We start from the raw sequence: 21261 nt of genomic DNA on the forward strand, positions 1-21261 counted from the left end.
TTGCGCGTAACCTTACCCATAAAACCCGTCCTCTCTCAGGTCGGATTATAGCTTAGACACCTGTCCGAAAAATGGGGGCCACCTCTCCACGTATTTGCGCAACAAAACCGATCCTGGGCCTAAGTCAGATTCTCAGAGATCAGTCGTGATAGAAAATTTGAATGTGCGTGGCATGCCCTGAAGCAGATATCCCCCGAACGACGATGCCCAATAACGCGTATTCGCAAGGTTCTCGACCCCGAAGCGCGCGGTTAGTGCCTTGTGCTCGACAACAAACGTGTAACGCGCACCTACGTCGAAACGCGTCCAGCCCGGCACCCGCAGGGTGTTGGCATTATTCGCCCACTGATGGCCTGTCCGGATCGCCTGCCCGGTGAGCGTACCACCCTTCAGATAAGGCAGGTCATATTCCAAATTGGCGTTGATTGTATAACCCGGAACGCCAATGGCACGATTGCCGTTATACAGCCCCTGAGAAGTGCGTCTCTGATTGGCGTCGATGATGGACGTGCCGCCATTGAACCGCAGCCCTTTGACGATCTGGCCGTTGACTGTCCACTCGACACCCCGATTGCGTTGCAAGCCATCGACCGAGAAAATGGACTGACCGGAATTGCCGAATGGCACGGCATAACCATTGGGCTGGGAAATCTGATAGAATGCGAGGGACGTACTGAACCGCCCGATGTCGTATTTCGCGCCCACTTCATATTGAACGGTCTGGTAGGGTGGAAACATCTGCCCGGTGTTCACAACATTCCCGGTCGCCTGCGGCCCTTGTGCCAGCCCTTCGATGCGATTGAAGTAAAGTGAGGTTTGGCGTGTCGGGTGTACGACGAAACCTACAACCGGTGTGAATGCGTCCCGGTTGTAGGAGGTAAAATATTTCCCGTAGCCATAATCGTTGGCGAGAATATTCTGATAACGAAAACCTGCTGTCAGAGCGACGCGATCATGAAACGCCGATACCGTATCCGAAAAAAAGAGACTGTAGAGACGGGTATAACCATTCTCTTTTGGATCGTTGACATTACCGCCGACGTAAGTCTGTGGCTGTGATTGTGCATAAAATGTCGGTGTATAGAGGTTGGACGTAACCGACTGCAAAGACATCGCATAGGCCGTATCTTTTTCGGACCAAAGGCTCGAACCGCCCGTGTTGATCTCGTGCTTCAGGGGCCCCGTATTGAAATGCGCGCGCAAGCCCGCTCGCAAGCTCTCGTTGGTCTGCACGTACGGAACATACATGGACCCGTTTGTCGCAGCCCCCGTCACTGAATTGCTGACTGTTAGTGACGAATAATTGCCCTTTTCGTTACCACCGAGTCCACCGAATGCCGCATAGGCTGTCAGATGTCTGGAAAAATCATGTTCGACATTGAGCATACCGAAAATGTAGCTCAGGTCGGTGTAGGTCCAGGGTTGCCCGTAATTGCTGGAAGGGCTTGGTACACGCGGGACTTTCGTCAGGCCCGCACCCAGAAGCACACCTGGACGCCCCTGGCGAACCCCCTGGTTTTCATAATCCATATCTAGGGTCACGCGTGTTGCGCCATCGCGGCTGTGCCAGTCGAAACCGCCACCGACCGCCACGGAATGGCGGCGCTCCCGATCAATCGCTGTTTCACCGCTCTTGCCCGCAACATTTACGCGAAAACCGAACTGCTTGTCCGCGCCGAAGCGACGACTGACATCGATATTGCCCCCACCCATCGCATTGCTTTCATAATCGCCCGTGATGCGAGTAATCGGGTCTTGCGTGGCGTGTTTGAACATCAGATTGATGTTTCCGCCGATGGACGAACCGCCCGGAGCAGCACCGTTCAGAAATGCGCTCGCGCCGTTAAGCACCTGCACCTGATCGTAAAGCTGCGGAGAGATAAGCTGACGCGGCACGATACCGTAAAGCCCGTTAATCGAGACGTCATCGCCATAAACTGGAAAACCGCGAATGACGAACTGTTCTGAGAAATTGCCGTATCCGTAGGTCGTACGCACGGAAGGATCGTTCTCCAGAACCTGCCCCAGAGTCTGTGACTGCTGATTGAGGATCAGCGCGGAGGTGTAGCTGCGCACGTTGAATGGAACATCCAACCCTTTTTTCGTACCGAGCGCACCAAGCTGGCCTCCGGAAATCACTTCCATCTGGTTACGCCGCTTGGCCTTCACGATAATCTGCTCGTCGGGAAGGCTCGTATCTTGAGCGGGGTTGGTTTGGGGAGAGGCAACATTCGTATTGCGCTTTACCTGCGGCGTTGCTGCAAGGTCCTGACCGTGAGCCACACTCAGCAAAACGCCGCAAACCATCGGAAAAACCGAACAGGAAACCGAAAGGCCGAAATAACGGGAGTACGGTCGGAAATTCAAAGTCGATCTCATTGACAAGTATGAAAAGGAAAGGGCAGCTATACGCAAATGAGAAACAATCGCAATATCATTGCATATTACATACCGTTAAATGTTAACCTCCTCGTCTCCGATTCGCCTGAAAGCCAGCCTTGCCCCAAAAACACACGCCAACATCTCGCGCGCGCACAGCAAAATCCGACATGACAAGACCGACGCTCTGGAAGCACTGGCTCCTGCGTTTTGTCGTCACTGTTGTCTTTATCTACGGTGTGGCGCTCATAGCCATGCTGGCCTTCGGTCGGAAACAGGGCGCCTATAATCCGCTACTTGCGCACAGCCTGATTCTCGCGCTCATACCCGTTGCTATTATTGGGGCGTTTGCACTGCCTGGCCGGAAGAAACGACCTCTCTCGCTCGTATTCCTGACCCTTCCCCTGCTGCAAATGGCAACCTGCTGATGCGTGACCTGCTCCGAAACCGAATGACATGGCTTCACGGATGGGTGGGTTTTATCGGTGGCCTCGTCCTTGTCGTCACATTCACTGGCGGCACGCTGGCCCTGTTCGACACCGAAATCACGCGCTGGATGCAGCCTGAACTATCGAATGTTGCATTCTCTCCCATGACGGACGATGCGCTGAACCGTGCAGGCGACCTGGCCTTATCCATGCGTCGCAATGGCCTGATCGTTTTCCTGAACCTGCCGTCTTCGCGCGATCCTGTCCTGCGTCTCTTGCACTATGACGGTCACGCGTTCGTCGGTACTGCCGTGAATGCCAGTGACGGTGCGGACATTCCGCTTCGCGATACCACCGGGGGGCAGATCTTTTTCGATCTTCACCACTCGCTCTACCGCGGCCCATCCATCGGCAACTTCGTGACCGAAGCGGCGGCAGTTGGCCTAATCATTGCGGTCATTTCAGGCGTTATTATCCATTTTCGCAATCTACTACCTGATCTGATCCTGTTCCGGCCTTTCGCAGCACCGGGGAGGGCCTGGATGGACGCGCATATCATGGCAGGCGTATTGCTCCTGCCCTTCATTACGATGATGGCTTATACTGGAGCCGTCATTCACGCGCCGCGTCTCTTCCCGTCGGTCGATGGCAAGCATGCGGCACGTCCTGGGAGCCTGTCGCGTTCGGACATTGAACGCGCGGCGGATTCTCATGCTCCGCTGGCACCCATGCTGCACCAAGCCGAGACCGTTTTTGGTCGGGGGAAGATCGGCTTCATCATGTTCGACAAGAACAATGTCATTTTCACCAAAGCTGATACCGCTACCTTTGCCATGACCCGCGATCATGTAGATTTTTCGGCTCAGGATGGCAGACTTCTCAACGTTCAACGCCTCCACAGCACTGCTGACCGTCTTGGGGGCAGTATGCGGGGCCTTCATTTCATCCGTTGGGGCTCCCTCGGATTGCGATGGCTGTATTTCTTCTGCGGTGCAACCGGAAGCATGATGATGTCGGCAGGCCTCATTCTGTTTCTCAGACGATACCGCCGGACACACGGACAAACGACGCTGCTGAAGCTTGCCGAGACACTCACACTGACGATTGTTCTTGGTCTTCCCGTCGCAGCGCTGGGACTGCTCTGGAGCAACCGCCTCCTTAATGCCGGCCTGCCGCACAGAAGCGATATAGAAGTCCATGTCTTTTTCGGCATCTGGCTGGCGACTGCGATTCATGCCGCGACCCGGGCCTTTACATACTCAATCCGCACGGCATGGCGTGAACAGGCATGGGTTATCGCGTTCCTCGGATGCGGGCTTCCGGTTCTCGACGCTCTTTCCCGCTCATCTCCGATACCCGGGTGGAACGCCTATACAGGCGTTAATCTAACTGCCTTTGCTTTCGGGGCTCTTGCGCTCTGGGGCCAGAACAAACTGACTGGTCCGCTATGATCACCGTTGCCTCAATGCTTTTCTGGGTCGCGGCACTCACCGCACATGCACTTCTCCAGCCTAAAATCCTGCGCCTCCTTCAAATGCGACTTGCATCGCCATGGCCACTTATTCTGCAGACTGCACGCATCGTGCTGCCATTTTCTGCGCTCGGCATCTGCCTAATGGAACCGATGCCGCTGGCATTGCTCATCTGGGTTGGCACGTTCTCAATCGGAGGTCTCGTTTCAGGCGGCGGGCTGGCAACTGTCATGACACGACGGAACGTACGCCTAGGCCTGCGTTAGATTAGCCGCAAATGACCGATTTCGTGCCAGACACACGATGGCAAAGGCTTTTGTTCCCTAAACAGGGTCTCGGCATTCACGAACAGGAGGGTTCGAAAAACCCCCTAGCAACTGTGTTTAAGCGGCGGAGCTAATGCGCCATGGCAGGGCGGTTTTGAGGACGGCATTGGCGATTGTGAAGAGGCGCCGTGCGATAGCGACGATCACCAGTTTGTGTGGCTTACCCCGCTCTTTCATACGCTTGGCAACAGCTTTCAGAACTGGATTATGGCAGGCAGCTGCCAATCCTGCCTGGAACAGCACGTGGCGGAGAGATCTTCTTCCCCCTGAAATGACCCGTTTCCCACGCATCGCGCCACTATCATGAGCCATTGGCGCAAGACCAGTCATTGCAGCGGCTTCTGTCGCTGTCATGCGGCCGAGCTCTGGCATTTCGGCGAGAAGCATGGCGACTGATACCGGGTCAATACCAGGAATGGAACGGGAGGGTTCGAAGAACCCCCTGTCTCTGAACAGTTGGCTGTGATTCTATCCTTGGTGTGATGACGGGAGGATGGGATGAAGCAGTCTGGTTTCTTTGATGTTGAAGAGCGCCTGGCTCGTCTGAGTGGGCTTGGTGACCAGCACGAAGCGTTTTCGCGGACTGTGGATTTTGAAGTCTTCCGCCCTGATCTGGACAAGGCTCTGGCCTATGCGGATGGGAGCAAAGGCGGTCGCCTGCCCTTTGATCCAGTATTGATGTTCAAGATCCTGGTGATCCAGACGCTGAACAATTTGTCTGATGAACGGACGGAGTATCTGATCAACGACCGCCTGTCGTTCATGCGTTTCCTTGGTCTGGGACTGTCGGACCGCGTGCCGGATGCCAAAACACGCTGGCTGTTCCGGAAGCGTCTGACGCAGGCGGGTGCGATTGAAAGGCTATTTGATCGCTTTGATGCTACTCTGCGGAACGCTGGCTATTTACCGATGTCAGGTCAGATTCTGGACGCAACGCTGGTGGCGGCTCCAAAACAGCGCAATACCAATGCTGAGAAAGCGGATCTTCGGGCAGGACATATCCCACAGGACTGGCGGGACAAGCCCTCAAAGCTGTCCCACAAGGACCGTCATGCGCGCTGGACGTTGAAGTTTACCAAGGCGAAGCGGCAGGAGGACGGGACGATCCCATCAACAGATCTGGCCATCCCGTTCTTTGGCTATAAATCCCACATTTCCATCGATCGGAAGTTCAGGCTGATCCGGAAATGGAAAGCGACAGATGCCGCCACCAGTGATGGCGCCCGATTGCGGGATTGGCTGCTGAATAAAACCAATACAGCCTCAAGCGTATGGGCCGACACGGCCTACCGTTCGAAAGCCAATGAGGATTTCATGGAAAAGCAGGGCTTTGTCTCGAAGGTCCACAGGAAAAAGCCTCATCTCAAGCCCATGCCACGACATATCCAGAAGTCGAATGCTGGAAAGTCGGTCATCCGATCGCGCGTTGAACATGTTTTTGCTGATCAGAAATCGCAGACAGGACTGTTCGTCCGAACCGTAGGTATCACGCGAGCCACCATGAGGATCGGACTGGCAAATATCGTCTACAATATGCGTCGCTTTCTCCTCCTGGAGCGGATTAACGCCGCGGCGTAGCAATCCAGAGCATGAAATCCTCTCTCTGCTCAAAACGTAGAGCGAAAATCATCATCCAGAACCTTCAATACCAGCCTGGCGCCCGCAAAATCAGGAAGAAAGGTCTTCAATTCACGGTTCTTCGAACCCTCCAGATCCGGAGGCGACACCGGCCTGCCCCGTCCGTTGAACCAGTGCCCTATCTGCGGATGTTTCCACCGTCCGCTCGAACCGCACCTGTTGGGTGAGGTCCGCCCATTTTGATGGGTAGAACGCTTTCAGTTCCGATCGGATTGGCATCACCCCCGCCTAGTATACAATCATAACCCGAGAAAGACATCCCGGACTCTGGCGGAAAGCGGCGAAGCGGCCCTATGCTTCATGTCATGACGTCTTCTTTCCCCGATCCCGTCCGTCTGGCCGAGGCCCTCCTGTTCCAGAGCAGCGGCCCTGTGTCCCGGACGATGCTGGCGCGCGCCCTGGGAGAAGATAAAGACCTCGCCCAGATCCTGAGCGAGGTGGCCAGACGCACCAAGGAGTTGGGGTTTGATCTGGTCGCGGTCGGAGACGGCTGGATGTTCCGCACGGCCCCCGACCTCGCGGAGGCCCTGAGGGCTGTGCGAGAGAAACCGCCGGAACGCCTCCCCCGCGCAGTGCTCGAAGTGCTCCTGCTGATTGCCGCGCGTCAGCCAGTCACCCGACCCGAGATCGAAAGCTTCCGAGATGCCGCCCTGCCTCAAAAGACCCTCACCCTGCTGCAGGAGAAGGGTCTCATTCGCAGCGTTGGCCGCAAGCCGATACCGGGTCAACCCCAGCTCTGGGCCACGACCGAAACCTTCCTCGTGACCTACGGTCTGCGCTCCCTGGTAGACTTGGATCCGTTGCTCGACGGCCTGAGAGGCCCGCTCTAAGCCCTTTGGGGCTCGTTCTACGGGGATTTTGAGTCTGTTTTCTGTCGTTTTAACACGTGGTAATGTTCTCTTACCACGTGTTAGATCAACGTTGCCTTAATTGCTGTTTCACGGCAGACTTATTGGCTGTTTCAGAAGGAAGATCACCGGCATGACAGTCCCAACAGAGTCTGCAGAGCGTCTTTCCGAGACGCCCTCCCCCGCTCTGCAGAGTGCTCTGGACGCCGCAAAAGACAGTGCCCGGACCGCGGCCTATGCATCCGAAACCCTGCGATCGTATGCCCATGACTGGCAGGCCTTCTGTCAGTGGTGCGACGAGCACGGAACGTCCCCTCTTCCGGCCGCTCCTCCCGTCGTCGCGGCCTGGCTGCACAGTCTGGCACCCCGTTTCAGCTGCTCGGCTCTCAACCGTCGCCTGGCGGCCATCGGCTATCAGCATCGCATGCGGGGGCTGGAGTGGAGCTCCGGCCATGCGGCCATCCGTACCACCCTTCGCGCGGCAGGACGTGTGTACGGCGCACCGCAGAAGCAGGCCGCTGCCCTCACCTCCGAGGAAGTCCGCAAACTCGTCGCCCCCGCACAGAGCAAAACCGCCGAAGCGCTGGCGGATCTGCGCGATCGGGCCCTTCTGCTGATCGGCTTTGCCGGGGCGCTGCGCCGTTCAGAGCTGGTTGCTCTGACGACAGAGAGCGTCCGGATCGTGGCAACCGGCTTGAAGCTCCATATCGCCCGCAGCAAGACAGACCCCGAACACCGGGGCGAAGAAATTTTTCTGCCGCGCGGCAGGCATCGCGAAACCTGTCCGGTTCTGGCTCTGGAGCGCTGGCTGAAGAAAGCCGAGATTACGGATGGTCCCCTCTTCCGGTCCATCAATCGCTGGGAACAGGTCGGACGTGATGCCTTGCATCCGGATGCGGTCCGGCAGATCCTGCTGCGTCGTGCCAGAGTGGTTGGGCTCAAGGTTCCCTCCGGGGAACGCCTCAGCCCGCATGGACTGCGCGCCGGCTTCGTTACCGAGGCTTTCCGGGCCAATGCCCGGGACGAGCAGATCATGGCGCATACCCGCCACCGGGACCTGCGCAGCATGCGCCGCTATGTCCGTCGGGCCCGTCTGGACCTGGACTCTCCCGCCCATCTTCTGGATCTGTAACCGGTGCCCCAAACTACTGCTGAGATCATCGCAGATGTTGATGCTATGGTCGCCCGCCTGGAGGCCTATCGGCTGGAGCTCGAAGCACGACCGGTGGCGCACGGCTACAGTGAAGCGGTCCCGACCGACGATGAGGACGCTGAGACCGGCTTTCGCCTTCCCACCCGTCCGACGCTTCTTCGCCATACCCCCAGGCCACCGGCGATCGGCACGGCGTTTCCAATCTTGGGATCAGGGCGTGCAGAACCGGAGACCCTTTCCGCTCCGCCTCTTTTCAATCCCCAGCCGGACTGGTTAGCGCATGTCTTGACCGTCACTGGCCCAAAAGCTGTGCTAGGCCGGTTCCGGGCGGAAGCGGCTGGTACCGGCCGCCTACCGTGGGGGCCAGATGTCAGCGATCCCGAAGATCTGGGCCGGAGCTTTCTTACCCAGGATGCCCGAACGGCCGCATTAATCGATCAGATTATCAAAAGCCAGAAGACCCTTCTCGCCCGAGAGGCGGGACCGGGCTCTGTTCCCCTGGATCTCAATGCCCTCTGTCCCATGCCTTTGGATCTTCTCTCTCTTGGCCCTACCGCCTCCGCGACACAAGCGTGGCTCTGGGCGCACTGGGGCACTTCGCGACCATTACAGCAGGTCGAAGTCATGGGCGGACATCCGAAAGAGAGCACCAACTGCTGGAGTGTTTCTTTCTGGTCAGCGGACTGGACACCCTGGTCGGCTCTTCAGACCATTGCGACCCGATGGCCTGACCTCACCTTCTCCATTCGCCCACTTTACGATGTCTGATGTCATCCTTCTGGAGGCTGGCGTCTGGCAAGGTTCATTAGACGCGTTGCTGCAGGCCGTACGCCGTCATGCCCTTGATCTTCGGACCCTGCCACTGACTGCACTCATTGACGAGTTTCTGAACTGTGTAGAAGAGCGGCTCAACACCCGTCCGCTTGAGCAGACGGCAGATGAGCTCGTTTTGGCTGCAACCCTTGTACAGATGCGCTCGGCCCTTTTGCTTCGGGACGATACTGAAGCGCACCTTGCCGCCCACTCAGCAGCTGAGCAGCTCCAACGAGTTCTGCTTCGAAAGGACGCGCTTTTGCAAGCCGTGGAGTGCTTTGAAACTCGGCCTGTGCTGGGCGAAAGTGTTTTTGGACGCGGGAAGCTGCCCCCCTCGCCTTCTGCGGCTGAGGCGACATCCTTCATCCTCACCCGGGATCTGCTTGACGCGCTTTTGTCTGTTTCCCGTCGGCGGGCGCAGCTGATGCCTGAAGAAAGCATTTTTCTTCCCTCAGCTCTGCCCCGTCTATCCGTTCAAGACGCCGTCGCGTGGTGGCAGCAGAAGCTTTGCGAACATTCGGAGAGCGCGTGGGACCTCATCGAGGGCGTGATGAGTCTCTCTCCCACGGAAACCCCTCAAAGCTTGACACACCGCAAGGCCGCGTGGGCTGTTCATCTTGCGGCAGTTTTGGAGCTGGCAAGGGAAGGAGAACTGCTACTTACCCAGCTAACTTGCTACGAGCAGCTTAAAGTCGTCAACGCGAAAACCAGCATGAACCATTGTTGAGCAGGATATAGGGCACATTGGACTCTACGCACGGCTGGGAAAGCAATTAGGAATTGGACTCTACACACACTTCAGCTCTCAGATATCTGTGCCTGATTCGGTATTGGACTCTACGCACCTCGGTATCATCAGAAAAAAACTTATTCACAGACGGAAAATTGCCCTTCCCGGTTGTCCTCTGGATTCTACACACGCCTAGTTTGGACTCTACTTACCAAAACCCGGGTTATCCCTTGGATCCTACGCACACCATCTAATAAGATTACTAATATCTTTTTCTAGAACAGCGTGAGCAGAGTCCAAACTAGGCGTGTGTAGAATCCAAGCGCCTCAATGTGCGTAGAGTCCAAATTGACACATTTTATCCTCTCGCCGATGGTCTGCTCATGGGAAGAATCCACAATCTCCTCGAACTGCACGGTTTAGAAGAGGCAAGACGCCAAGCATCCTTGGAAAGTAAGGTGCAACGCTATTGTGTGGATGCCGCACATGAAGTGCTGGCCGATGAAGCAATGTCGATCGGAATAACCCATTCTGGCTTCGCAATGGCGGCACTTCCTCACAAAAAAACCACTGAGACAGTTTGGGAACGTGATGGCGGTAATATAAAGCTTCTGATCGAGAGCGGGCTAGATAAAAATAAAGATGCCGTTGGAATCCCCTATGGATCAATGGCTCGTATGATTCTGCTTTATCTCCAGACACAAGCCGTTAAAACAAAGTCACGCGAAGTAGAGCTTGGAGCATCAATGAATGCTTGGCTCAAGGCAATGGGTATTGCTGTTGGTGGAAATACCTACAACGCAGTTAGGGATCAAGCAAAGCGTATTAGTCGATGCCGACTAACTTTTTTTCGAAGCAATGGCAGAGAAGAACTAGTAAGCAATGGGGCATTCATTAGAGATGCAATTTTCCCCATAGATAACGACTTGAATCAACCTTCTCTATGGAGAGAAGTTGTCAGATTGGATGAAAGTTTTTACGAAAGCCTTATTGATCATCCACTACCGCTAAGAGAAATTGCTATAAGGCAGATATCCAGCAAATCAAAAGCAATTGATATTTATATTTGGTTGGCTTATAGACTTCACGTACTCAAAGACCCGGTTAACATTTCATGGGCTGCCCTTAAAGGGCAATTTGGTTCTGAGTATAGTCAGCTACGAGGGTTTAAAAGAGATATTATAGCTCCACTCAAACTCGCTCTTTCCGTTTATCCAGAGGCGCATGTTGAAGTTGATCAAGAAACAGGAATATTGCTCTACCCGTCTCCACCACCTGTACCCGAAAAGCGAATGATCGGTCGGTGAGAGCACAATTCATAGTCAAAGTATAAGATAGACATGGCTAAGAAGAAGACGAATAAGTCTGACTTCTCCTGCATCCCAAACATAGAAATGCCTTGGGCTCAGGCCCCTTTGATATTAGTGGCTGAATATAATTCAGGCCTCCTTAAAGAAACTGTAGATGGAGGGTTCGAAAAACCCTCTGGTTTTGGGCTTTTCTGTGTGATTCCATCTTTCCTGCGTTGATTGGGTATGGTGGAAGATGAAGCAGCCGGGTTTCTTTGATGTTGAAGAGCGGCTTGCTCGATTGAGCGGACTTGGTGATCAGCTCGAAGCGTTTTCCCGGACTGTGGATTTTGAAGTATTCCGTCCTGATCTGGAGAAGACCCTGGCGTATTCTGACGGAAGTAAAGGCGGACGACCGCCATTTGATCCGGTGCTGATGTTCAAAATTCTGGTGATCCAGACGCTCAACAATTTGTCTGATGAGCGGACGGAATATCTGATCAACGATCGCCTCTCCTTTATGCGTTTCCTTAGTCTGGGGCTTTCAGATCGGGTGCCGGATGGCAAAACACTCTGGCTGTTCCGTGAACGCCTGACGCAGGCGGGTACGATCGAGGGTCTGTTCAACCGCTTTGACGCGACCCTGCGGAACTCTGGTTATTTGCCGATGTCAGGCCAGCTGGAGGGTTCGAAAAACCCCCTTTTAGGCACGCTTGGTGCATAACAATATCAATGGCTTATGACTCTTTATCGGTTGAAAAGGAGGGTTTTTCGAACCCTCCAGCTGCGATAGACCGCGTTTGAGAATTCCTGTCGTTCCGTACCAGATCGACACAGGGCAGCTTACAGCGGGTGCGGTCATTCTGTGAGTAACCGCGGTAGGATAGTTTGCCCCGGACTGGTCGAGACAATGGCACGCCTCTCACCGTGCGCCGAATGCATCGGTCGAGCGGACAATGAAGAACGAGGCCGTCAATAAGGGAAGCAAGCTCCACACCAGCGCGACCGGACCCAACCCACCGAGGATGAGACCGCCCACTATGCCGCCGCCTGCTATCGCAAGGTTCCACACTGTAACGATCATCGATTGCGCGACATCTGCTCCGCTACGCGCAGCCTTGGCAGACGCCGTCTGAAACAAGGTCGCCACGCCGCCAAACGCAAGTCCCCAAACAGTGACGCCGCCGTAGACCGCCATCGGCTCGGATCGACCAAGGCCTAGAATCAGTACTGCCATGAAGAACAGAGTGATAGCGCCGAGAGTCAGAAGACGCAGCCGGCGATCGATCAAAGCGCCGACCACCCATATGCCTAGCAGGGCCGCGACCCCGAATGCCAGCAGAACGCGATCCGTCTGCGCGACCATGCCGGATTGGGCCAGGTAGGGCGCGATATAGGTGTAGAGGATATTGTGGGCGAGTACGAAAGCTAACGTCACCATCAAAATCGGGCGAATGCCAGGCATTGTCCAAACCTTCGCCAGCGATATTCTCTTTTCGCGGTCCGCACCGGGGAAGTCGGGCACCTTCAAGCAGGTCCATCCGATCAACAGTAACGTCAACGCGCTCATAATGCCGAAGCTGATCCGCCAACCCACCCAAGCACCCAGAAATGTGCCAGCCGGTACGCCGATCGATAGAGCGAGCGGAGTTCCAACCATGGCGACAGCGATCGCGCGTCCTTCCAGATGCGGGACGACCATACGGGAGGCATAGCCTGCGAGCAGCGCCCAGAGTAGTCCGGCCGATACCCCAGCCAGCAGACGCGCGGCCACAACGACCGCATAAGAGGACGCGATGGCTGTGACGACATTGGCGACGGCGAAACCGGCGATTGCCATAAGCAGCAACGGACGCCGCCGCATACGCTGGGTCGCACTTGTCAGCGGAATGGCTGCAACCAGCGAGCCGATCGCATAAACCGTCACCAATTGACCGGCTAACTCCTGTGAAATGTGCAGGCCGTCGCTGATCTGCGGAAGAAGACCAGCGGGTAGCGTCTCGGTGAGGATGGTGAGGAATCCCGCGGCTGCCAATGCGAGTAGGCTGGCGAGAGGTAGGCGCTCTCGCTCTGCATTGGCCTCGCAGGCCAGTGATATTTGTTCAAGCTGCATTAAAATCGTCCTGCAAATCGATGAAGGGCTCGGCAGGGCCAACACTAAGCTCAATACAATTACAGAAAAATTAGCTACAGTTCCGAACAGTCAGGACATCATTGTCCGCAATGTGAGGCTTGAATGATGGACCGGCTTGGCGCTCTCAACGTCTTTATGCGCGCCGCCGAGACCCGCAGCTTCGTTGCGACAGGCCGCGATCTCGGCATTTCCGCTTCCGCTGTAGGCAAGGCCATCGCGCGTCTGGAAGAGCGGTTGGGCGTCCGGCTGCTCCATCGCAGCACCCGCAGCATGACTTTGACGGCCGAAGGCAGAACCTTCCTCGATCATTGTCGGCGAATCTTCGACGAAGTCGATGCCGCCGAGGCAATGCTATTCCAGGCCAGTGACACGCCCTTGGGGGTGCTCCGGGTAAGCCTGCCGATCGCGGGCATGCTTTTGATGCCCGTGATTGCTGCATTTATGAAAACATGGCCAGACATCCGGATGGACATCGATTTCACAGACCGCATGGTCGCGGTAATCGAGGAAGGTTTCGATGCGGTGATCCGAACCGGAGAGATCGCCGATACCCGCTTGATGCACCGCAAACTGGGCGTCTTTCGACACCGCATTGTCGCATCGCCTGCCTATTTGGCACAGCACGGCACGCCGCTTACCCCGGAAGACCTGTTAGACCACGCCTGCCTGCATCACCGCTACATGAACAGCGGAAAGCTGGAGCCGTGGCCGCTTACACGGAATGGCGTAGATCTGAATCTCGATCTGCCGCAGACGGCTGTCGTCAGCACGATAGAACCGCTCCTCTATCTTGCTGAACAAGGTTTTGGCGTTGCCTGCCTTCCGCCATTCGCGGTGAACCGGCAAATCGAGGCTGGCACGCTGGTCGCGCTTCTCGATGGTATGCTACGCGATGTGGGATCATTCAGGGTGTTGTGGCCGGCGAGCCGTTACATGCCACCCAAGACTCGCTTGTTCATTGATTTTCTAGCCGACCATCTGTCGCTGGGATAGGCTCATCTGTGGCAGTGGCTTGGTTCTGAGCCGCACCCCGTCGTCCGCTTCAAACAACCTGATTGATGCATTCCGTTATGAACTGACGTTTAGTTCAACAGATGAGAACGACCGGATGTGATCGGTAGCAGTCATGACGTGGAAGCTGCAAATGAATACTTTCAGTCATCCCTCCCCAATAACCGTCCTGCTACTATCCTCTCCTGAACTGACTGTCCGCTCAAGGAACACGGAGCGGACAGGCGGCAGACGCCTCATCTCGGACATACAGCCTTCCATTCGCTACGCCCCGAAGCGGACGTCGGTGAATTTGATGGCGTTTACATTCAGACGGCCAGCTTCTCTCCTTGTTGTTCTGCAGGAGAGCTTATCGCGGAGGAAAGCATACACTTCCTATCACCCACATTGAAAACCAGGCCAGTTCAATGATGTATTTGCCGTGAGAGCCCAAAGGTGTGCTCAAGATCAACCTTGACCAGTATGCGGTTAAGGGCCAGCCTGTGTGAGGCCTTCGTCGAAGACGCGCACGCCCTGAGTGATCGTATGCCCGAGCAGCGGCAGCAGGATGCGTTCGGTCAGATCGGCAGCACTGCTGAGCGTCATGACACTTCTAGCTTGAATCGTAAGCGATGAACTACGCCCAACTTCGCTCTCTATTAACTCCGCTCATCATGTCCTTAAAGGACATCGGCTCGCATTCCATGCTGTCGATGCTTTGCGAGAAATTGGGGTTGCCCGCGCCTATCACTGACGGCACCAAGCATGACCGCATGGCCTCCAGTTTTGAGGCAGTTGCCGATGCCGACCTGCCTGAGGTTGCACGCAGGCTGTTGATTAACCATCCGCCGAATGCCACGACGCGCAACCAGATTCAGGATCTTCTCTGGAGCGACAATGCGGGGCCAGCGATCCCAAAGCGTTATCGGCGTGACGTCGCTCGAAAACTTAACGACGAAGAGCTGTATGGGGATGCTCGCAATTTCGATGACCTTCTGGATCGGTTATGGGTTTTGGATGCCGATGAATGTTTTTACTTAACGAGTGGCAAACCAAGTGGGTTGCGCGCGGATATTCAGCAGCACGTCCACCAAAATCCAGAAGACTGGTCGGCGGAAATGCTGTTCGACCAATTGGGCGCCTATAACGCTTCCGATCGGCGCTTTGCGCTGTTTCTTGAAGGACTGGCTTCGGCCGATGTGCGGCCCGACGAGGCAGCACAACGCCACTTCGTAGCGTGTGTTAACGAAACGCTACGCGACTGCGGCGCCGAGTTGCGCGAGACGGATTTAGAGGGAGGTTACCCGGTCTTCTCAATGGTTTCGTCGCATGCGGCAGTCAAAGGCCGACCAAAAAATCTTATCTTTGCCTCACCAGACAAGCCCGATCTACGTTTCCGTGACGCGCTGGATAATGACGTTGAGATTGTCACGAATGCCGATAAGGTGCTCGTCTATGATCGTCCCATAGGTAATGATGGACTGCGCTGGAGTGATCTGCAGCAGTGGTGGAGTGATACAGAGCAGATCGCTGATGCCGAGCAAGCCAAGCGCTCGCTGTATTTGCGCCTCAAAGCCAGTTTGCCGCGGAATTCTCCGCCACAGACCTTGCTGTTCAAGGCCTTCTTTGAGGGGTTCGGCAGTGCCGTAACGAACTTGCCAGCACTGCTACCAGAAGTATGGCTTCATTGGGATCCACTTACTGTTAAGGAGCGGGGGCCGGATGCACTTCTGCGCTTTCGCATGGACTTCCTGTTGCTGTTGCGCCAGGGGGTTCGGGTTGTCATCGAAGTAGACGGAAAGCACCACTACACGGACGGCATAGGGACCGCCGATGTGCAACGCTACGCACAGATGGTCCGGGGTGATCGTGAGCTCAAACTTGCGGGCTATGAAGTCTTTCGTTTTGGAGCTGCGGAATTGCAGACGCCAGATGCCACGGCAAATGTGAAGGCTTTCTTCAACGCTCTGTTCAAGCGCTACGGTGTTCCAACGAGTTGATACCCCAGCTTCGTGCTGACATCGGCAATTCTTTGGAAAGAGCAGTCCAGAAGCACCTGAAGTCTGGTTGCCTACTTGAATTGATTGATAGGACGGCGGCAGTCCGCAAATCATCCCAAATTTTACGCCAGAAAGCAGATCCTTTTAAAGATACAATCAAAGTATCAACCCAAGATAATAACATGTTCTAAGAGCCTGAATCAAAAGAGCATTTTGAATAGTTTTTGGCGGAAAACTGTGCTTCGTTTGAATTGAAAGCCGTCAGGCCTGGGAAGTCTTGCCCCCGACTTCATGACCATATCTCGTGATTGAGGGGATAAAATACCTATGTGGCCTTCACACTAAAAATCATCCCCCTATAAGTATCTGAAATAACTCAATTAATTTTCGGTCAGGCTCTAAAAACTGAATGCTTGGCGCTTCAATTTACGGGGCCCTGCAGACGAAAACGTTGTTTCGCCATTCCTCAATTTTGGGGAGAAGAAGAGATATTTCTAGCCTCTGTCCTTCCAATATTATGGCCAACAAGTTTGAGCATGTATATTCTCGCCATGGCGTTATAGCCGTCAGTTGATTAAACGTATTCAGAGCATTACCCGTCAACTCGGCATCGATCGATTTGTTGATTTTTTCAGTCCACTCTTCCACATGTTTCCAATAGTTCGCCCCTAAGTTAATTGCTGTGACGAGGGACACCCCATGGCTCGTCATTGGCGGTATGCCAAACGCTTCATTCATTCCGATACCAAACCCTGTTCGCGTCGCGGTTAGGTAACGTTGAATGGCTACGAAGCCATGTCCAATAAAGTATTCACCGCTGTCACGGAGTCCATCCACTTCAAGACCGTCAGACACATCAATAGCCGCATTTAGTCTGGCCAATTCAAGGTCGAGGAGACTCAAATGTCTACGAAGTAGGAGGAAATCTCCGTCGGTATAGCTGTTGTCAAGCTTAATAATTGACATGATAAGTGTGGACCATTACGTGACGAAAAATGTATTCAAATGTAAATATCATACCATTTCAATGTAAAAGGCCTCTGTAAAAAAATAATTTTTGAATATCCGTGCTCATCCAGTAAGAATGCACCACAAACGTCAGTGCTGCAAATGGGTTCCTTCCGATCACTCATATCCAATAGCCAACATGACCGCGATCCGCGCGACGAGCATGCCGCCGACGAGACGGATGATGAACGGTAGCCAATCCTTTGCTGAGACCTGTACGCGGGTGGTAGATTTTTCGGACAAAAAGTGATTCTCTTTTGTCTGATATCAAGCCTGGAGCAGGACGATGGCGCACCGGTCGATTGGTCAGGATTGCCTGGCATTTTCGCGACGGGATCAGAAGTCGTCATCATTGGATGACATCTTGGCCCTGATCGACTGGCAGCCGATTACGATGCTGCTGAACCCACTCTACGCCGCACCGAAAGGCGAAGCCGCATGGCCACCGCTTACGATGTTCCGGGCGATGCTGCTTGCAGTCTGGTATGACCTCTCTGACGTCAAATTGGCTGAAGCTTTGGACGATCGAACATCCTTTCGCCGGTTCTGCGGATTTTCCGCACACGAACCCACACCGGAGCGCACAGCCTTCGTGCGGTTCAGACGCGAACTGGCCAGCCGCTCGCTCGATCGCGCTCTGTTCGAAGCTGTGACGGGTCAGTTGAAAGCACGGGCAATCCGGATCAAGACCGGCACGATCGTCGATGCGACGATCATCGCCTCGCAAACCGAACGCGATGACGAGGCACGGTGGGTCAAGCACAAAGGACGCAAGGCCGTGCATGGCTTCAAAGCTCATGTCGGTGCCGATGCCACGACCGCTTTGGTCGAGCAGATTGCGATTACGCCAGCCAATATCAACGATGGCCGGGCTGGACCGGATGCCATACCCAACGACCCGGGCGAGGTTTTTGCCGACAGCGCCTATCGGGGCAATCATTTCCGCGACGCAGTCCGCTCAAAAGGCGGTACGCTCCGCGTTGCCGCAACGTCGATGTGGGGGCGGGACGAACAGGAAACGCTTGCCCAACTGAAGGCATGGAACGATGACGTCCATCGGACCCGGGGCCGGATCGAGAAGATCTTCGGCACCTGGAAGCGCAGCTATGGGTTACGCCGGATGCGATGGCGCGGTCTCGCCAAAGCCGCCATCCAGATCCTCGTCACAGCCATTGCCTACAATCTCAGACGGACACTCAATATCCTCGCTGTAGCGGCGTGATATCGTTGACACCATCCCCCCCCATGCAACGCGTTGTGCAGCGCCCTCGGCAGTAAGAAAACAGGTATCAATACCGCGTTTTCTTCATCAAATTGAGATGCACCGACAATATCCACCACCCGCGCACAGGTCTCATTATCTCCCGATGTCAGGCCAGATCTTGGATGCCACACTGGTGGCTGCTCCCAAGCAGCGCAACACGAACGCCGAGAAAGCCGATCTTCGGGAAGGACGTATTCCTGAAGACTGGCAGGACAAACCCGCAAAGCTGTCGCACAAGGACCGTCATGCGCGCTGGACACTGAAGTCCACCAAAGCGAAGCGGCAGGATGATGGAATCATGCCGTCAAGTGATCTCGCCATTCCGTTCTTTGGCTACAAGTCGCACATTTCAATCGACTGGAAGTTCCGGTTCATCCGGAAATGGAAGACGACGGATGCCGCCGCCAGTGATGGCGCGCGATTGAGAGAGGGGCTGCTGGATAAAACCAATACGGCCTCAAGTGTCTGGGCTGACACAGCCTTTCGCTCAAAAGCCAATGAAGACTTCATGGAAAAGCAGGGCTTTGTCTCAAAGGTTCACAGGAAGAAGCCGCATCTCAAACCCATGCCACTCCATATCCAGCGGTCCAATGAAGAAAAGTCCGTGATCCGATCCCGCGTCGAGCATGTCTTTGCTGACCAGAAATCGCAAATGGGTCTGTTCGTCCGAACTGTCGGTATCACCCGGGCCATCATGAGGATCGGCCTGGCCAATATCGTCTACAACATGCGCCGCTTCCTCTTCCTCTTCCTCAAAAGGTTGAACGCGAGCGCATAGTCATCCAGAGGGGGCAGCACTCGATTTGCTCAAAACGCAGATCAAAAGCGAACCCAAAAGTAGCAAATCAAATCGCTTCGAGCCTGAAATCACCAGCCAAGCGTATCAATCAAGGGTTCTTCGATCCCTCCAGGTGCAAACGTCCATTTTGACACTGATACCCCGCTGAACACAGCCATGGGATAGCAGAAATTCCCAATAATGTCATAGATATTTGATATACAGTAACGACAATCTCCTAAATATAGATTTTCTCTATTCCCATAATTATTCAGAAACTCGCATTAATTTTCTTCCGGTGTAGAATAACTATGAATTTCATCATGTTCTTTTTCTGACATCTATCACCTGCCATTGTGGCGTTATAGCTTTGTCATGGATTTTATCATAATGCACTGTTTGATTTTGCAGGAAACATGTTATAAAATTTTTATAATATTTTCAAGGTATTCCCATGACGCAATTTAAAACTATTCCTGACGTATTTATCATTGAGAGTCTACGAGATGAAGATGAAGAGAGAAGTCGATATGAAGGGTATCGCCTAGCTGAACTACTTCGTCTCAGCGGGAAAAAGCCTAAATATTTCTATTTTAAATCCAAGGAGGAACTATCCGTATTATTTAATTTATTTAAATTATCGAATTATAGATATCTCCATATTTCGTGCCATGGCACTTCTCTCGATATTGAGGTTGGTGAAAGTAGAATTAGTTATAATGATTTCAGTAAACTTTCTAGTGGATATCTGGAACGAAAGAGGGTATTTTTTTCTGCTTGTGAATTAGGAAACGAATTATTTTCTACTTGCTTGGCTGGAAGAAACAAAGGGATGCACTCTATTGTTGCACCTGCAGAAGAAATCAATTTTGATCATGCGGCCGCAATTTGGTCGGCATTTTACGTATCCGTATTTGCTCGGAAAAAAAATTCTATGAAAAGTCAGGATATTTTAGCGAGGATACAGAGTTTATGTACTTTATTTCCTGTTGATTTTCATGTTTCGTTATATCGCTCTCAGAAAGATAATTGGGAGCACATAAGAGTTAATAAAAAGAAATTATCACTGCAACGTGGCAATAAAAAATCAAAAAAATCAGCTTCAGATATTAATTCTTCTGATATAGTATATGTTAAATGATAGTTTTCGTTTTATATATTGTTTATTCGGAATGTAACTCTCTTTCCATATACTAAGATCCTGATTCGAAATTTTTCAATACTGACAATGTTTTGCTGTCTGTCGTGTGACCATGCGGATTGAGGCGATCAGTGTCCACGCGGTGGATGATGCCAGGGCCTATCCTGAATTTCGTGTGTTTGGTGGGATGCTGAGGAAGGAGAAGCATCATGGCCCGCCCCAAGAAGCCGGTGATCCCTGACGACGTTCTGGACCAGGTTCTGGCTGGTCGCCTGGTCCGCACGATGTCGGACGCGGACGCCCTTCTGGGCGATATGAAGAAAGCCCTGGCGAAGCAGTTGCTCAACGCCGAACTGGACCACCATTTGGACGGCGAGGCTGTGGTCGACCGCTCGAACTGCCGCAATGATTGCGGGCAGAAGACCATGCCGACCGGATGCGGCTGGAGATCCCGCGCGATCGGACGGGAACGTCCGATCCGCAACTGATCGCATGCTACCGGCGGCCGTTTCCTGGCTTCGACGATCGGCTCATCTCGATGTATGCGCGCGGGATGAGCTTACGCGATATCCAGGGCCATCTGCTTGAAATCCCGCCGCTTTCCGTGGTTTTCACCAAATGTCTATCGATCACGCCCGCGCTCGGAGGGCTTCACGCCCCTCAATCTCGCGCAGGCTCATGACCTCGAACAGTCCGCCGTCAAGAGGTGGACCCGTCTGTTCGGACAGTTTTTGGGTTTGAATAAGCTATACCCGGTTATTGTTATGCCGCCATTCTGACGGCGCTGCTGTTGGCCCTCTGGTCCGGGGTTAACCCCGGACCAGAGGGCGTCGGCACGTCATGATACGCCTCATCGGGCGTGCGTCCAGC

18 protein-coding genes and 4 pseudogenes are annotated in these 21261 nt (G+C 54.1%); 16 read left to right on the forward strand and 6 right to left on the reverse strand.

What is annotated here, in order from left to right; genetic code table 11:
• Positions 1–132: 132 nt before the first annotated feature.
• On the reverse strand, positions 133–2307 hold the full coding sequence (locus JK202_RS15175; protein ID WP_211562313.1) for a TonB-dependent receptor: 2175 nt from the start codon (positions 2305–2307) through the stop codon (positions 133–135).
• 242 nt (positions 2308–2549) lie between these two features.
• Here JK202_RS15175 and JK202_RS15180 point away from each other — a divergent pair, with 242 nt between their 5' ends.
• Positions 2550–2807, forward strand: coding sequence for a hypothetical protein (locus JK202_RS15180; protein ID WP_211562291.1), 258 nt, complete (start codon positions 2550–2552; stop codon positions 2805–2807).
• Positions 2808–2830: 23 nt separating this feature from the next.
• The gene (locus tag JK202_RS15185) at positions 2831–4258 is read left to right on the forward strand and encodes a PepSY domain-containing protein (RefSeq protein ID WP_211562292.1); all 1428 of its coding nucleotides are present in this window, start codon (positions 2831–2833) and stop codon (positions 4256–4258) included.
• Positions 4259–4662: 404 nt separating this feature from the next.
• On the opposite strand, the gene JK202_RS15190 is transcribed toward JK202_RS15185, so the two are convergent.
• Positions 4663–5061 carry a transposase gene (locus tag JK202_RS15190; protein ID WP_283091813.1) on the reverse strand — a complete coding sequence of 133 codons (399 nt, stop codon included), beginning with the start codon at positions 5059–5061 and terminating at the stop codon, positions 4663–4665.
• A gap of 42 nt (positions 5062–5103) precedes the next feature.
• Here JK202_RS15190 and JK202_RS15195 point away from each other — a divergent pair, with 42 nt between their 5' ends.
• From JK202_RS15195 to JK202_RS15225, 7 genes and pseudogenes are all read left to right on the forward strand, one after another.
• A complete protein-coding gene (locus JK202_RS15195) occupies positions 5104–6183 on the forward strand; it encodes an IS5 family transposase (protein ID WP_211562294.1) in 1080 nt (359 codons plus the stop codon).
• 365 nt (positions 6184–6548) lie between these two features.
• Positions 6549–7073, forward strand: a complete 525-nt coding sequence (locus tag JK202_RS15200; protein WP_249200142.1) for an SMC-Scp complex subunit ScpB — start codon at positions 6549–6551, stop codon at positions 7071–7073.
• 151 nt (positions 7074–7224) lie between these two features.
• Positions 7225–8223, forward strand: a complete 999-nt coding sequence (locus tag JK202_RS15205) for a site-specific integrase (protein WP_211562298.1) — start codon at positions 7225–7227, stop codon at positions 8221–8223.
• Positions 8224–8226: 3 nt separating this feature from the next.
• Positions 8227–9012 (forward strand): hypothetical protein, encoded by a 786-nt coding sequence (locus JK202_RS15210; RefSeq protein ID WP_211562299.1) that lies wholly within the window; start codon positions 8227–8229, stop codon positions 9010–9012.
• Positions 9005–9784, forward strand: coding sequence for a ScpA family protein (locus JK202_RS15215; RefSeq protein ID WP_211562301.1), 780 nt, complete (start codon positions 9005–9007; stop codon positions 9782–9784). The genes JK202_RS15210 and JK202_RS15215 overlap by 8 nt, the downstream gene beginning before the upstream one ends.
• 386 nt (positions 9785–10170) lie before the next feature.
• Complete coding sequence (locus tag JK202_RS15220; protein ID WP_082790570.1) at positions 10171–11094, forward strand: replication protein RepA; 924 nt, start codon at positions 10171–10173, stop codon at positions 11092–11094.
• A gap of 238 nt (positions 11095–11332) precedes the next feature.
• Positions 11333–11758, forward strand: a pseudogene (locus JK202_RS15225) (transposase); the annotation flags it as partial.
• A gap of 240 nt (positions 11759–11998) precedes the next feature.
• Here JK202_RS15225 and JK202_RS15230 read toward each other — a convergent pair.
• On the reverse strand, positions 11999–13189 hold the full coding sequence (locus tag JK202_RS15230; protein ID WP_211562303.1) for an MFS transporter: 1191 nt from the start codon (positions 13187–13189) through the stop codon (positions 11999–12001).
• Positions 13190–13312: 123 nt separating this feature from the next.
• On the opposite strand from JK202_RS15230, the gene JK202_RS15235 reads away from it, so the two are divergent.
• Both JK202_RS15235 and JK202_RS15240 read left to right on the forward strand, forming a co-directional pair.
• The gene (locus tag JK202_RS15235; RefSeq protein ID WP_249200143.1) at positions 13313–14203 is read left to right on the forward strand and encodes a LysR family transcriptional regulator; all 891 of its coding nucleotides are present in this window, start codon (positions 13313–13315) and stop codon (positions 14201–14203) included.
• A gap of 629 nt (positions 14204–14832) precedes the next feature.
• Positions 14833–16200, forward strand: coding sequence for a hypothetical protein (locus JK202_RS15240; protein WP_211562305.1), 1368 nt, complete (start codon positions 14833–14835; stop codon positions 16198–16200).
• A 426-nt stretch (positions 16201–16626) separates the two neighbouring features.
• On the opposite strand, the gene JK202_RS15245 is transcribed toward JK202_RS15240, so the two are convergent.
• A complete protein-coding gene (locus JK202_RS15245; RefSeq protein WP_211562307.1) occupies positions 16627–17166 on the reverse strand; it encodes a hypothetical protein in 540 nt (179 codons plus the stop codon).
• 159 nt (positions 17167–17325) lie between these two features.
• Entirely contained in the window at positions 17326–17451 is a 126-nt protein-coding gene (locus tag JK202_RS16470) for a hypothetical protein (protein WP_283091812.1), read from the reverse strand.
• A gap of 109 nt (positions 17452–17560) precedes the next feature.
• Between JK202_RS16470 and JK202_RS15250 the strand changes: the two genes are divergently transcribed.
• From JK202_RS15250 to JK202_RS16570, 5 genes and pseudogenes are all read left to right on the forward strand, one after another.
• Positions 17561–18430: an IS5 family transposase gene (locus JK202_RS15250; protein WP_249200144.1), complete on the forward strand. Its 870-nt coding sequence runs from the start codon at positions 17561–17563 to the stop codon at positions 18428–18430.
• Between the two features lie 136 nt (positions 18431–18566).
• A pseudogene (locus JK202_RS15255) lies at positions 18567–19250 on the forward strand (transposase); the annotation flags it as partial.
• Between the two features lie 454 nt (positions 19251–19704).
• Positions 19705–20391, forward strand: a complete 687-nt coding sequence (locus JK202_RS15260) for a hypothetical protein (RefSeq protein WP_211562311.1) — start codon at positions 19705–19707, stop codon at positions 20389–20391.
• 209 nt (positions 20392–20600) lie between these two features.
• Positions 20601–20879: a hypothetical protein gene (locus JK202_RS16325; RefSeq protein WP_249200147.1), complete on the forward strand. Its 279-nt coding sequence runs from the start codon at positions 20601–20603 to the stop codon at positions 20877–20879.
• Positions 20879–20923, forward strand: a pseudogene (locus JK202_RS16570) (hypothetical protein); the annotation flags it as partial. The gene JK202_RS16325 and the pseudogene JK202_RS16570, both read left to right, overlap by 1 nt.
• A 53-nt stretch (positions 20924–20976) precedes the next feature.
• Here JK202_RS16570 and JK202_RS16575 read toward each other — a convergent pair.
• Positions 20977–21074 (reverse strand): annotated as a pseudogene (locus JK202_RS16575) (IS5/IS1182 family transposase); the annotation flags it as partial.
• Positions 21075–21261: the final 187 nt, after the last annotated feature.

The organism is Gluconobacter sp. Dm-62, assembly GCF_018256155.1.
Lineage (GTDB): Bacteria > Pseudomonadota > Alphaproteobacteria > Acetobacterales > Acetobacteraceae > Gluconobacter.